The sequence below is a fragment of the Curvibacter soli genome (genome assembly GCF_029211125.1).
GTDB classification, from domain to species: domain Bacteria; phylum Pseudomonadota; class Gammaproteobacteria; order Burkholderiales; family Burkholderiaceae_C; genus Curvibacter_A; species Curvibacter_A soli.
This window is the reverse complement of sequence record NZ_JARGEN010000032.1, coordinates 15,901-29,398: the sequence shown is the minus strand read 5'-3', so window position 1 is coordinate 29,398 and position 13,498 is coordinate 15,901. Positions and strand designations below refer to the sequence as shown.

8 protein-coding genes and 2 pseudogenes are annotated in these 13,498 nt (G+C 71.0%); all 10 read right to left on the bottom strand.

Annotated elements, in window-relative coordinates:
* Positions 1–185: 185 nt before the first annotated feature.
* The gene (locus tag PY257_RS08080) at positions 186–1,658 is read right to left on the bottom strand and encodes an efflux transporter outer membrane subunit (protein WP_275740745.1); all 1,473 of its coding nucleotides are present in this window, start codon (positions 1,656–1,658) and stop codon (positions 186–188) included.
* Positions 1,655–4,813 carry an efflux RND transporter permease subunit gene (locus tag PY257_RS08075; protein WP_275740743.1) on the bottom strand — a complete coding sequence of 1,053 codons (3,159 nt, stop codon included), beginning with the start codon at positions 4,811–4,813 and terminating at the stop codon, positions 1,655–1,657. The genes PY257_RS08080 and PY257_RS08075 overlap by 4 nt, the downstream gene beginning before the upstream one ends.
* Before the next feature lie 21 nt (positions 4,814–4,834).
* Positions 4,835–6,070 carry an efflux RND transporter periplasmic adaptor subunit gene (locus tag PY257_RS08070; protein WP_275740742.1) on the bottom strand — a complete coding sequence of 412 codons (1,236 nt, stop codon included), beginning with the start codon at positions 6,068–6,070 and terminating at the stop codon, positions 4,835–4,837.
* Between the two features lie 86 nt (positions 6,071–6,156).
* Positions 6,157–7,497: a TAXI family TRAP transporter solute-binding subunit gene (locus PY257_RS08065; RefSeq protein WP_275740740.1), complete on the bottom strand. Its 1,341-nt coding sequence runs from the start codon at positions 7,495–7,497 to the stop codon at positions 6,157–6,159.
* On the bottom strand, positions 7,494–8,528 hold the full coding sequence (locus PY257_RS08060; RefSeq protein WP_275740738.1) for a P1 family peptidase: 1,035 nt from the start codon (positions 8,526–8,528) through the stop codon (positions 7,494–7,496). Before PY257_RS08060 ends, PY257_RS08065 begins: the two co-directional genes overlap by 4 nt.
* 59 nt (positions 8,529–8,587) lie before the next feature.
* Positions 8,588–8,800: pseudogene (locus PY257_RS08055) on the bottom strand (branched-chain amino acid ABC transporter substrate-binding protein); the annotation flags it as partial.
* A 178-nt stretch (positions 8,801–8,978) separates the two neighbouring features.
* A pseudogene (locus tag PY257_RS08050) lies at positions 8,979–9,926 on the bottom strand (branched-chain amino acid ABC transporter substrate-binding protein); the annotation flags it as partial.
* Positions 9,927–10,044: 118 nt separating this feature from the next.
* Positions 10,045–10,392 carry a copper-binding protein gene (locus tag PY257_RS08045; RefSeq protein ID WP_275740736.1) on the bottom strand — a complete coding sequence of 116 codons (348 nt, stop codon included), beginning with the start codon at positions 10,390–10,392 and terminating at the stop codon, positions 10,045–10,047.
* Between the two features lie 282 nt (positions 10,393–10,674).
* Positions 10,675–12,051, bottom strand: coding sequence for a multicopper oxidase family protein (locus tag PY257_RS08040; RefSeq protein WP_275740734.1), 1,377 nt, complete (start codon positions 12,049–12,051; stop codon positions 10,675–10,677).
* Between the two features lie 2 nt (positions 12,052–12,053).
* Complete coding sequence (locus PY257_RS08035) at positions 12,054–13,493, bottom strand: TolC family protein (RefSeq protein ID WP_275740732.1); 1,440 nt, start codon at positions 13,491–13,493, stop codon at positions 12,054–12,056.
* Positions 13,494–13,498: the final 5 nt, after the last annotated feature.

Sequence of the window (13,498 nt, the reverse complement as noted above, 5' to 3'; positions counted from 1 at the left end):
ATCGTTGATGGCTCCGATGGCGTTCACCTTTTGGGTGAGAGCGCTATGCACCCGCCAGCACCGCGCTCGGCGCGCCATGCGGCGTTGCTCCTCCTTGCGGGCAGTAGCCCGCCGCGTCGGCGCGTCTTGCCTGGCACCCCGATCACGGCAGCGGCAGGCGCATCCAACCGCCGTTTCCAGGATCATCAGGATGCAGGCTGTGGCGCCGCTTGCGCCGCGCCCGCCGGCTCCGGCTGCTGCCAGCCGCCGCCCATCACCTTGTAGAGCGTGAGGCGGTTCACCTGCTCGGCCAGTTGCAGCGTGATGAGCGTCTGGCCGGCGCTGTAGAGCGAGCGCTGGGCCACCTGCACGTCGAGGTAGCTGTCCACGCCCGTGCGGTAGCGCGCCTGCGACAGCTCCAGCGCCGTGGCCGAGGTGTCGCGCAGCGAGCGCTGGGCGGCGAGCTGTTCGTCCACCGTGGCGCGCGCGGCCAGCGCGTCGGCCACTTCGCGGAACGCGGTCTGCAAGGTCTTCTCGTACTGCGCCACGTTGATGTCGCGCGTGATCTCGGCCACGTCCAGGCTGGCCTGCAGCGCCCCGGCGCTGAAGATCGGCAGCACGATCTGCGGCGCGAAGGTCCAGGCGCCGTTGCCGCCGGCGAACAGGCGGTCCAGGTCGCGGCTGGCGCTGCCGGCCTGGGCGGTGAGCGTGATGCGCGGGAAGAACGCGGCCCGCGCGGCGCCGATGTTGGCGTTGGCGCCGCGCAGCGTGTGCTCCGCCGCCAGCACGTCGGGGCGGCTTTGCAGCAGGTCCGACGGCAGGCCCTCGGGCACCGCCACCAGTGCGGCGGCTTGCGCCGCGCTGTCGTCGTCGGCGGGCGGCAGCAGCGCCTCGGGCACGGCGGCGCCCGCGAGCAGCGCCAGCGCGTTGCGGTCCTGCGCCACGGCGCGCGTGTAGCCGGCCACGTCGGCGCGTGCGGCATCGACCGTGGTGCGGGCCTGGGCCAGCGTCAGGCCCGATTCGGCGCCGACGGCGTGGGCGCGGCGCGTCAGCTCGTACGACGCCTGCTGGCTCTGCAATGTTTCGCGCGCCAGCCGCAGGCGGCGCTGGTCGGCGGCCAGCGTGAGCCAGGCGGTGGCGGTATCGGCTACCAGGCTGATCTGCGTGCTGCGGCGCGTCTCGGTGGTGGCCAGGAAGGTTTCCAGCGCCGCGTCGTCGAGGTTGCGCAGGCGGCCGAAGAAGTCGATCTCCCAGCTCGCCAGCCCGGCGTTGGCGCTGAAGGCGTTTTGCGTCGTCGCGATGCCGTTGGACGACACGTCCTCCGCCGTGCGCGTGCGGCTGGCGGCGCCCGTGGCGTTGATGGCGGGCAGCAGGCTGGCGCGCTGGATGCCGTACTGCGCCCGCGCGCGCTCGATGTTGAGCGCGGCCACGCGCAGGTCGCGGTTGCTGGACAGCGCCAGCTCCACCACGCCGCGCAGGCGCGGGTCGATGAAGAAATCCTGCACGGTCAGGTCCGGCACGGGCGCGGCCAGCGCGCCGGGCCGGGGCACTGCGGACTGCCAAGCCGCAGGCACGGGGGCCGCGGGCTGCACATAGCCGGGCGCCAGGTTGGCGCAGCCGGCGGCCAGCCATGCGGCGGCCAGTGCCGCCGCGCGCCATGCGGAATGCCGCGCTTTCATGCCGCACCCCCTTGTGGCTGCCGGGCCGGCGCTGTGCCGGCGCGCATGCGCAAATAGCTGCGGATCAGCGTGAAGAACACCGGCACGAAGAAGATGCCGAGCACGGTGGCGCTGACCATGCCGCCGAACACCGCCGTGCCGATGGCCTGGCGCCCGCCCGCGCCCGCGCCCGTGCCCACCACGAGCGGCAGTACGCCGAAGCCGAAGGCCAGCGAGGTCATGAGGATGGGCCGCAGCCGCAGGCGCACGGCTTCCAGCGTGGCGTCGAACAGGTCGCGGCCCTGCTCCTGCAACTGCTTGGCGAACTCCACGATCAGGATGGCGTTCTTGCACGACAGGCCCACCGTGGTCAGCAGCCCGACCTGGAAGTACACGTCGTTGGACATGCCGCGCAGCCCCGTGAACAGCACCGCGCCGACGATGCCCAGCGGCACCACCAGGATGACCGAGAACGGCACCGACCAGCTTTCGTACAGCGCCGCCAGGCACAGGAACACGAACAGGATGGACACCGCGTAGAGCATGGGTGCCTGCGCGCCCGAGCGCAGCTCCTCGAACGAGGCGCCGGTCCACGAGTGGCCCACGCCGGGCGGCATCTGCGCCATGAGGGCGTCCACCTTCTGCATCGCCGTGCCCGAGCTCACGCCCGCCACCGCGTTGCCCAGCATCTCGAACGAGGGCTGGCCGTTGTAGCGCTGCAACTGCGGCGAGCCGTAGGTCCAGCTCTGGGTGGAGAAGGCCGAGAACGGCACCATCTGCCCGGCGTTGCCGCGCACCGTCCAACTGTTCACGTCGGTGGGCAGCATGCGGAACGGCGCGTCGCCCTGCATGTAGACCTTCTTCACGCGGCCCCGGTCGATGAAGTCGTTGACGTAGGTACCGCCCAGGGCGGCAGAGAGGGTGCTGTTCACGTCCGCCGTGGACAGCCCCAGGGTGCCGGCGCGGCGGTCGTCGATGTCGATGGCGAACTGTGCCGTGTCCTCCAGATTGTTGGAGCGCACGCCGGTGAGCTGCGTTTCCTGGCGCGCCAGCTCCAGGAAGCGGTCGCGCGCCTGCACCAGCGCGTCGTGGCCGATGCCCCCCGTGTCCTGGATGTGGAAGTTGAAGCCCGCGCTCGACCCCAGGCCGCGCACGGCGGGCGGCTGCAGCACGTAGACCCGTGCGTCGCGTATCTTGGCGAGCGCGGCGTTGGCGCGCCGCGCGATGGCCGCGGCGCTGTGTTCAGGGCCCGGGCGTTCCTCCCAGGGCTTGAGCTTGATGAAGGCGCGCCCCGAGCCCTGGTTGCCTGCCAGGCCGGTGCTCACGTTGTAGATCACCACCTCGGGCTGCTGGCGGATGTAGTCCTCGAACTGGGACACCACGTCCTGGATGCGCGTGTCGGTGGCGCCCGGCGGCATGCGGATTTCGGCGGTGAGGATGCCCTGGTCCTCCACCGGCAGGAAGGACGTCGGCAGGCGCATGAACAGCACCGCCATGCCCGCGGCCACGGCAAGGTAGACCACCATCATGCGCCAGCCGCGGTGCACCATGCGCCGCACCACGCCCTGCGTGCCATCGGCCATGCGGTCGAAGCCGCGGTTGAACCACAGGAAGAAGCGGTCGGTCCAGCCCAGCAGCCCGCGGCGCACCGCGCGGTGGCCGCTGGCGTCGTGCGGCAGGTGCTTGAGCATGGTGGCGCACAGCGCGGGCGTGAGCGTGAGTGCCACCAGCACCGACAACGCCATGGCCGACACGATGGTGACCGAGAACTGCCGGTAGATGATGCCCGTGGAGCCGCCGAAGAACGCCATGGGGATGAAGACCGCCGACAGCACCAGCGCGATGCCGACCAGCGCCGGCGTGATCTCGGCCATGGACTTGCGCGTGGCCTCCTTCGGGGCCAGGTGCTCCTCGGTCATCACGCGCTCCACGTTCTCGACCACCACGATGGCGTCGTCCACCAGCAGCCCGATGGCCAGCACCATGCCGAACATGGTCAGCGTGTTGATCGAATAGCCCAGCACCGACAGCACGCCAAAGGTGCCCAGCAGCACCACGGGCACGGCGATCGCGGGGATCAGCGTGGCGCGGAGGTTCTGCAGGAAGATGTACATGATCAGCACCACCAGCACCATGGCCTCGAGCAGCGCCTTCACCACCTCGTGGATCGACGCCTGCACGAAGGGCGTGGTGTCGTAGTTGACCATCGCCTTCATCTGGTTGGGGAAGCTGGGCTGCAGCTCCTGCACGCGCGCCACCACGGCCTTGGAGACATCCAGCGCGTTGGCGCCGTTGGCCAGCACGATGCCCATGCCCGCGGATGCGCGGCCCGCCAGGCGCGACTGCACGGTCAGGCTCTCGGCGCCCAGTTCCACGCGCGCCACGTCCTTCAGCAGCACCATCGCGCCGTCGGGGGCGATCTTGAGCAGCACTTTCTCGAACTGCTCCACGGTCTGCAGCTTGCTGCGCGCCGTGACGGTGGCGTTGAGCTGCTGCTGCGCGGTGGCGGGCAGGCCGCCGAGCTGGCCCGCCGACACCTGCGCGTTCTGCGCCTGCAGCGCGGCGTTCACGTCGGCGGGGTTGAGGGCGTATTTCTCCAGTTTGCGCGGATCGAGCCAGATGCGCATGGCGTAGCCAGAGCCGAGCACCTGCACCTCGGCCACGCCGTCGATGCGGCTGATCTCGTCGACCATGCTGCTGGAAATGAAGTCGCCCACGTCGGTGCGCGACAGCGCCGGGTTTTCCGAATACAGCGAGACGATCATCAGGAAGTCGTTGCCCGCCTTGGTCACCGTCACGCCCTGCGCCTGCACCGCCTGCGGCAGCCGCGGCATGGCCTGCTGCAGCTTGTTTTGCACCTGCATCTGCGCCACGTCGGGGTTGGTGCCGGCGTTGAAGGTGAGGGTGATGCGCGACTGGCCCGACGAGCTGCTGGTCGCGGCCATGTAGATCAGGTTGTCCAGGCCCTTCAACTGCTGCTCGATCACCTGGGTGACGGAGTCCTCGACTGTCTTGGCCGAGGCGCCCGTGTAGTTGGCCGTGATGGAGATGGCGGGCGGCGCGATGTCGGGGTACTGCTCCAGCGGCAGGCTCTCGATGGACAGCGCCCCTCCCAGCATGATGACGATGGCGATGACCCACGCGAAGATGGGCCGGTCGATGAAGAAACGTGCCATGGGATCGGTGCGCGCGGCGCGTCAGCGGGCAGGGGCGGGCGTGATGACTGGCGCGGCTGGCGCGGCGGCCTGTGCGACGGCAGGCGTTTCGGGCACCTGCACCTCCACGGGCCTGGACTTCTCGCCCACGCGCGCCTTCTGCGAGCCTTCCACGATGACGCGGTCGCCCGCGGCCAGCCCGCCCAGCACCAGCCAGCGGTTGCCGAGCGCGCGGCCCAGCGTCACCGCGCGGCGGACCACCTTGCCGTCGACATCGACCACCAGTGCGCCGGCGCGGCCCACGGCGTCGCGCGTGATGGCCTGCTGCGGCACGAGCAGGGCGTTCTCGTCCACGCCTTCCTCGATCACCGCGCGCACGTACATGCCCGGCAGCAGCAGGCCGTCGGGGTTGGGTACAGTTCCGCGTAGCGTCACGGCGCCGGTAGAGGGGTTGACGCTGATGCCCGCGAACTGCAGGCGGCCTTCGCGCCCATAGGGCGTGCCGTCCTCCAGGATCAGCCGCATGCGCGCCGCGTCGGCGCCGCTCTTGGTCAGCCGGCCGGCGGCGAACTCGCGCTTCAGGCGCAGCACCTCGACGCTGGACTGCGTGACGTCGACGTACAGCGGGTCGATCTGCTGCACCGTGGTGAGCACGGCGGTCTGGTTGGCGGTGACCAGCGCCCCCGGCGTGACGGTGGAGGCGGCGATGCGCCCCGTGATGGGCGATGTGATGCGCGTGTAGCCGAGGTTGATGCGCGCCGTCTCCAGCGCCGCCTCGGCGGTGGCCTCGTCGGCGCGGGCCTGGGCCAGCGCGGCCTGGCTCTGGTCGTTGACCTGCCGGCTCACGGCGTCGATTCGCACCAGTTCGGCGTTGCGGGCCGCCGTGGTCTCGGCCATGGCGGTGCTCGCGCGGCTGCGCGCCAGGGTGGCCTGGGCGCTGGATACCGTGGCCTGGTAGGTGGCCGGGTCGAGTTGGTAGAGCACCTGCCCGGCCTTGACCGTGGCGCCTTCGGTGAAGAGCCGCTGCTGCACGATGCCACCGACCTGCGGGCGGATGTCGGCGGCCAGGAAGGCGCTGGTGCGGCCCGTGAGCTCGGTGGTGAAGGTCTGCCGCCCGGCCTTGAGCGTGAACACGCCGACCTCGGGGGGCGCAGCGGCGGGCTTGTCCGGGGCGGGGCGGGAGCAGGCGGCCAGCGCGAAGAGAACCATGGCGGAGGCAAGCAGTCGGGCAAGCCGCTGGCTGTGCGCTGCGCCGCGCAGCGTAGTGACAGAGATCATGGGGGCTTGTGAGGAGTCGGAGCCGTCATCGTGCCGCAGCACTGTAAAGCAGATGTGAAACAGGGGGTGAGCAGGGCCGCGTTTGCTCATGCACCGCTGGCGCCCAGCCGCTTGCGCACCATGTGGATGTGGTCGCGCAGGGCATAGAGTTCGTCGGCATAGGACAGCGGTACGCTGACCTTCTCGACCTGCGTTTCGAGCCGGTCCAACTCCCCGGCCAGCGTGCCGGCGTCGACTTGTCCGGCCTCGATCCCGGCCTCGATCGCGCGCAGTTGCCCGTACCAGCGGAACACGCGCGAACGCACGCGGTGGGCGTAGAGCGGCGGCACGATGCGCGAGAGCGGCAGCAGGATGGCGACGATCAGCCCCAGCGCCAGCCACATGCGCTCCACCAGGTTGGCGGCCCAGAACGGCAGATAGCGCTGCATCAGCGGCAGCGGCTGGTTGAGGGCGCGCTCGGCCTCGGGAGCGATGGGGTAGTCGCCTGCGGTGCGCAGGTTGGGGAATTCGCGCGCGCGGTTGAACCAGCCGGCGCCGCCATGCAGCGTCTGCGCGGTCTGCGCGAACAGTCGCAGCAGGGCGGGGTGCGTGTCCTCCCGTGCCAGCAGCGACGTGGTGGATGCCACCAGGCGCACGTTGGAGGGCGGCACGTTGCCCGCCAGGTCCACCACGCCGCGCGGCAGCGTCACGGGGCTCAGGAACGGCAGGCGGCGCGCATAGGCCTCACTTTGCGGAAAGTTCATCAGCCGCACGCCGGGCGTCTGCAGCAGCATCTGCACCATCAGCGATTCGGGGGCCGAGACGAACACCAGCGCGTCGAGCCGGCCCGCCAGGAACTCCACCGCTGCGGGCGTCTGTTCGAGCCGCGACAGCTTCAGCGCGTCGGCGGCCATGCGGTTGGCGTCGATGAGCTTGCCCACCAGCGCCGGCACGCCGCTGCCGGGCGTGCCCACGTTGACGCGCAGGCCCTGCAGCGCGGGCAGCGCATCGAGTTTGCCGCCGTGCATGGCCCGGCGCACGGCCTCCTCGCGGTAGAACAGCCAGGCCGGCTCGACGAACAGGCCGCCCAGCGACACCAGGCTGTCGCCCTCTTCGCCGGCGGGCTCGGCGCTGCCGCCCTGCACGAAGCCGATGTCGGCGCGGCCCTCGCGCAGCAGCCGCAGGTTGTCCTGCGAGCCCTCGCTGGGCAGCAGCACGACCTCGATGCCTTCGGCGGCCAGGGCCTGCCGGTAGCGCGTGCCGAATTCGGCATATGCGCTTTGCGCGGGGCCGGTGGCCAGCGCCACGCTGCGCGGCGGCGTGGGCTGCAGCCAGCGGTAGGCCAGCACCAGCAGCACGATGGCGAGCAGGGCGAAGGGCCCGGCGGAAATCAGCAGGTCGCGCAGGTTCAGCAGCGCCGTGCGCAGGCCTTGGGGCAGGCGGCTCATGGCGCGAACTCCGCCGCGCACGGCAGCCGCAGCCCCTCGGCGGTGACGAGCGTCTGCGCGGCCCGCACCGCGCGCACCGTGGCGCGCGCCACGGCTTCGGCGGCCAGGGTGGACAGCACCAGCATGCCCGGCGACGCCGCGCGGCCCGTGGCCAGGGTGAACAGCGTGTCGCCGTCGCTCATGGTGTGCACGGGGTTGATGCTGCGCGCCAGCCCGTCGTGCGCGGCCACGGCCAGGCGGTGGGCCTGCGCCTTGGTGATGGCCGCGTCGGTGGCGACTACGCCGATGGTGGTGTTGGCGCCGGCCAGCAGCGGCGCGGGCACCATGCCGCGCAGCAGCGCGCGCCGGGCGTCGAGCAGCCGGCGGCCATCGGCGGTGCGCACGCCGGCGGCCACGCGGCCCGTCTGCGGGTCCACCACGTCGCCGAAGGCGTTGCAGGCGATGAGCGCGCCCACCGTCACGCCGCCCGCGGTGACGGACGCGGTGCCCACGCCGCCCTTCATGGCGCGCGCCATGCCGAACAGCTTGCCCACCGTGGCGCCCGTGCCGGCGCCCACGCTGCCTTCGGCGGGGCGCCTGGCGCTCGCGGCGGCGCAGGCGCGGTAGCCCGCCGCGGCGTCGGGGCGGATGCGGGCGTCGCCCACCAGCAGGTCGAACAGCACGGCGGCGGGCACCAGCGGCAGCCGGCCCACGCCGGGGATGGGCATGCCCACGCCTTCCTCCTCCAGCCTGCGGGCCGCGCCGCTGGCGGCATCCAGCCCCCAGGCGCTGCCGCCCGCGAGCACGATGGCGTGGACTTTCTCGATCAGGTGGGTGGGCTCCAGCAGGTCGGTCTCGCGCGTGCCGGGCGCGGCGCCGCGCACGTCCACGCCGGCCACGGCGCCGTCGCGCGCCAGCACCACGGTGCAGCCGGTGGGGCGGCGGGCGTCGGTGTCGTGGCCGACCTCGATGCCCGCCACGTCGGTGATGGCGCCGGCATGCCGTGGCGGGCGCGATGCCGAGGGGCGGCGTGGCGGGGTGGACTGGGGCATGGCGCGGGCAAGCTTATTCGATTTCAGCGCCCGGCCGCCGCCCCGACTCCCCGGCGTGCCTACCAGCGGTCGGAGCGCATGCGCAGGCTCCAACTGCCGGCGCGCATCTCGTACACGCCGACGGCGCCGTAGCGCTGCTCGCCTTTTTCGTCCCAGCTCATGGAGCCGGTGACGGGCGCGTAGCCCTTGATCTCGTGCAGCACGCGGACGATGTCCTCGGGCTTGGCCGACTTGGCGCGGCGGATCGCGTCGACCAGGATGTGCGTGCAGTCATCCTATTTCCGGCAGTTGAATCCCCAAAATTCGAGCAAGTGCCTGTCACGCATTGAGTTTCCATGCTTTCCAGACTCACCCATTTGGAACTGCTCTGCAGTCACTTGAAGTCTTTGGAAACCCGCATGGATATTGGGTTTTTTCAGTTTTTCGGTTGGTTCAACTGCCGGATTTAGGGTCATAGGTGTAGTGGCCGCCGTAGGCGGGCATCTTCTTGAAGGCGCCCAGGTATTTTTCGAGGAAGGGCCGCCCGGCGGTGAACTCGCTCGCGTTGAGGATGGGCGAGGTGGCGTACAGGCCGTCCACCATGCCCGCGCCCTTGAGCATGTCGGTGGTCTTCATGGTGTCGCCGCCCAGCACGCTCAGGCGCGTGTAGTCGATTTTGCGCAGCGCCTCCAGCAGCGCCAGCACCTGGAAGTCGCTCAGCGTGGAGATGAGCAGTTCGGTCTTGCTGCTTTTCAGCTCAGCGGCGAGCGGGTCGAACGAGGTGGTCTTGTCGTCATAGGAGTGGCGGATGGCGACTTCCTTCTTTTCGCTGGTCAGTTGCCGGGCGGCGCCGTCGGCCAGGTCCTTGCCGTAGGGCGTGCTGTCGTCTACGACGGCATAGCGCGTGGCCACGAACTGGCTGGCCGCGAACGAGCCGATGGCGCGCGCCTGCAGCGTGTCGTTGGCGACCAGCCGGAAGGTGGTGGGCAGGCCCAGCTCGGTGTACTTGGGGTTGGTGGAGATGGCCATCTGCGCAATGCCCTTGGCACCGTAGATGGGGGCGGCGGCGATGCTGACGCCCGAGTTGAGGTGGCCCACCACCGCCACCACGCCCGCGTCGACGAGCTGCTGCGCGACGGCCTTGCCGGTGTCGGCGTTGGCCTTGTCGTCGAACGACACCACTTCGAGCGTGACGCGCTTGTCGTTCACCACCAGGCCCTTGGCGTTGATCTCCTGCACGGCGAGCTGCACGCCGTTGAGCAGATCCTGCCCCAGCAGGGCGAGCGGCCCCGACAGCGGCTGCGCCACGCCGATCTTGAGGGTGTCGGGAATGTTGTTGCATCCGGCCAGCAGGCCGGCCGCGGGGGAAAGCCCGAGCGCGGCGGAAAACCGGCGGCGGCTGATGTGTGCTTGTGTCATGCCTGGACTCCTTGTTGTGTGCATTCGTGAAGCGCCGCCTGCCTCGTGGGAGTGACGGGGGTATGAATGTACCTTTTGCAATAAGCAAGTTCCAGGCCCCGCGCAACGCCGGCGCGGCCTACGGCGCGGCTTTACGGATCTGCGTCACCACGAGCTGGCCGCCCTGCCGGTCGGCGGCGAACCGCACCTGGTCGCCCACCCGCAGGCCCTGTAGCAGCGCGGCGTCGGTGGCGCGAAAGACCATGGTCATGGCGGGCATGCCGAGGTTGGCGATATCGCCGTGCCGCAGAGTGATGCGTCCCGTGGCGGCGTCGATCCCGCGCACCTCGCCGTCGGTCAGCGCGGCGGCGGGCGCGGCCTCGGCGGCGTTGTGCATGGCTGCGTGGTCGCTCTGCGCACTGGCCGCGCAGGGAGCCAGCGCGGCGGTGGCAAGGAGGGCGGCAACGGCATGGAAAAGGATTTTCATAAGCGGAACTTTCGTGTCTGTAAACCTAGAAAGGCAGGTGCATAGCGCTCTCACCCACGAGGTGAACCCCATCGAAGCCGTCAACGCTTGATTCCATGCGGCTTGTCAAGGGATACAAAGCGGTCAACTGCCGTTTCTAGGGTAAATCTTGTGAAGGATGTGGCGGGGGCTCCTGCTGGATGGTGCCGCGCAGGGGTTTGCTTGCCAGGTTTTTTATATGAAAAGTGGCTCCAGCGCTTTGTATGACTGCGGTGGCAGCTATCAATTCAGGAGTGGCGTGGCTCAGTGGTGACCCTCGTGCTCGGCGCCGGGCTTGCGCACCGATGGCATGCCGGGCACGGTGGCGCCTGGCGCGGCGCGTACGGTATCGGGCGCGTCGCCGCTCCATTCGGCGGCGCGGGTGCCGGGCGGGTGCTGGTACCAGCCCGGGTCGCCGTAGTCGCCGGGCAACTGGCCGCGGCGCACCTTGAGCAGGCTGAACATGCCGCCCATCTCGGCCGGGCCGAACGGGCCCTGGCCGCCCATCATGGGCAGGGTGTTGTCGGGCAGCGGCATCTCCATGGCGCCCATGTCGGCCATGCCCTTGTCGCCCATCGCCATGTAGTCGGGCACGATGGCGCGGATCTTCCGCTCCAGCCCGCCATGGTCCACGCCGAGCATGGTGGGCACGTCGTGGCCCATGGCGTTCATGGTGTGGTGGCTCTTGTGGCAGTGCAGGGCCCAGTCGCCTTGCGCGTCGGCCACGAACTCGATCTGCCGCATCTGACCCACGGCGATGTCGGTCGTCACCTCGGGCCAGCGCGCGGCGGGCGGCACGGGGCCGCCGTCGGTGCCGGTGACCTCGAACTCGAAGCCATGCAGGTGGATCGGGTGGTTGGTCATGGTGAGGTTGCCGATGCGGATGCGTACGCGGTCGCCCAGGCGCACGTTGAGGGTGTCGATGCCGGGGAACACGCGGCTGTTCCAGGCCCAGAGGTTGAAGTCGAGCATGGTGTTGACGCGCGGCGTGCGCGCGCCGGGCTCCACGTCGAAGGCGCCGATCAGGAAGCAGAAGTCGCGCTGCACGGGGGCGATGAGCGGGTGCCTGCCTTTCGGATGCGTGATCCACATGCCCATCATGCCCATGGCAAGCTGCACCATCTCGTCGGCGTGCGGGTGGTACATGAAGGTGCCGGGCCGGCGCGCGGTGAACTCGTACACGTAGGTCTTGCCGGACGGGATCTGCGGCTGCGTGATGCCGCCCACGCCGTCCATGCCGTTGGGCAGGCGCTGGCCGTGCCAGTGCACGGTGGTGTGCTCGGGCAGGCGGTTGGTGACGAAGATGCGCACGCGGTCGCCTTCCACCACCTCGATGGTGGGGCCCGGGCTCTGGCCGTTGTAGCCCCACATGTTGACCTGCATGCCGGGCGCGATTTCACGCACCACGGGCTCGGCCACCAGGTGGAATTCCTTGACGCCAGCGTTCATGCGCCACGGCAGCGTCCAGCCGTTGAGCGTGACCACGGGGTTGTAGGGCTGGCCCGCGGGTGCGGGCAGCGGCGCGGCGGTGGCGCTGCCGGTCTGCTGGGCCACGTCGGGCAGGGCGGCGAGGGCGCTGTGTGCCACGCTGGCGGCGGCCACGGTGGTGGCGGCGCTGGTGAAGAAGTTGCGGCGGTTCATGTTCAGTGGCGCTCCGGTGTGTTGCTGGCGGCGCCGGCGGCGAACGCCTGCGCCGCGCCGGGCGAGGTGCCCGTGATGGCCTGCTGCAGGTCGGCGTCGGCGAGCCAGTAGTCGCGCTCGGCCTCGGCGGCGTCGGCCACGGCCTGCGTGGCGGCGGCGGCTTCGGCCAGCAGCTCCCAGGTGCTGGCCAGCATGCCGCCGTGGCGCAGCGTGGTTTCGTCGCTGATCCGCTGCGCCAGCGGTACCACTGCCTGGCGCTGCTGGTGCGCCAGCGCATGGGCCGTGCGCACCGCTTGCGCGGCGGCGCGCACCTCGCTGCGGGCCAGCACGGCCGCGTCGCGCACCTGCTCGGCGCTCTGGCGGTAGCGCGCCTGCGCGCTCGCGGTGGCGGCGCCACCCCAGTCGAACAGCGGGATGGGCACGTCGAGTGCCCAGCCGCGCTTGGCGACCCCGCCGCCGCTGCCGTCGTTGGCGAAGGTGGTGTCGTGGGTGTAGCCGATGTCCAGTGCGCTCACGAAGCCCGTGGCGCGCGTGTAGCCCAGGCTTTCGGCGACGTAGGCGTTCTGCAGTTGCGCCGCGCGCACGTCCAGGCGCTCGCGCAGGGCGCGGGCCTCCAGGCCGTCCGTGGCCGGCGGCGCAGCGGGCAGGTCGGGCAGGCGATCCGGCAGGGTGAAGCGCTGCGCCTCCCCGCCTTCCAGGCCCATGCGGCGCGATAGATCCTCGCGCGCCTGCGCGGCGGCCAGGCGCGCGCGGGCCAGGCGCGCGGTGCTGCCGGCCAGCGCCATCTGCTCGCGCGCCTGCCGCAGGCGGCTCCAGTTGCCCGCGTCGGCCATGCGCCGGGCGAGTTCGGCGCCGGCCTCGGCGGCGTCCTGCATGCGGCCATGGGCGGCGGCCACCTGTTCGGCGGCCACGGCGCGCACCCAGGCGCGGCGCGTGCCGGCGGCCAGCCGCACCACGTCCTGCGCGGCCTGGAGCTTGGCGATCTCCACCGCGCGGCCTTGCTGCTGCACGCGCCACGGCAGGGTCAGCAGGCCCAGCACGTCGAAGCGCAGGGAGCGCTCGATCTGGCGCGCGCCGCCTTCGGTGAAACGGCCGATGGAGAAATACGGGTTGGGCAGCGTGGCGGCCTGCACACGCTCGGCGTCGGCGATGTCGAGCGCCGACAGCGCCGCCTGCAGCGCCGGGTTGTTGAGCAGCGCGATGCGCACGGCGCTGTCGGCGTCGAGTGGCGCGGCCAGCCACTGCGCGACGAGCGCATCGGCCTGCGCGCGCGTCGTTGCAGCGGGGGGCAAGGTGCCGCGCGGATCGTGCGCGGCGGCCAGTTGCGCCACGTCGCCGCGCAGCGCGTCGGGCGCGGTCTGGGCGCAGCCCGCGAGCGCGGCCGCGCAGAGCGCGAGCAGGGCCGGGCGCCTGCGCCTTGGCAATGGGGGAATGCGAAGCATGGATG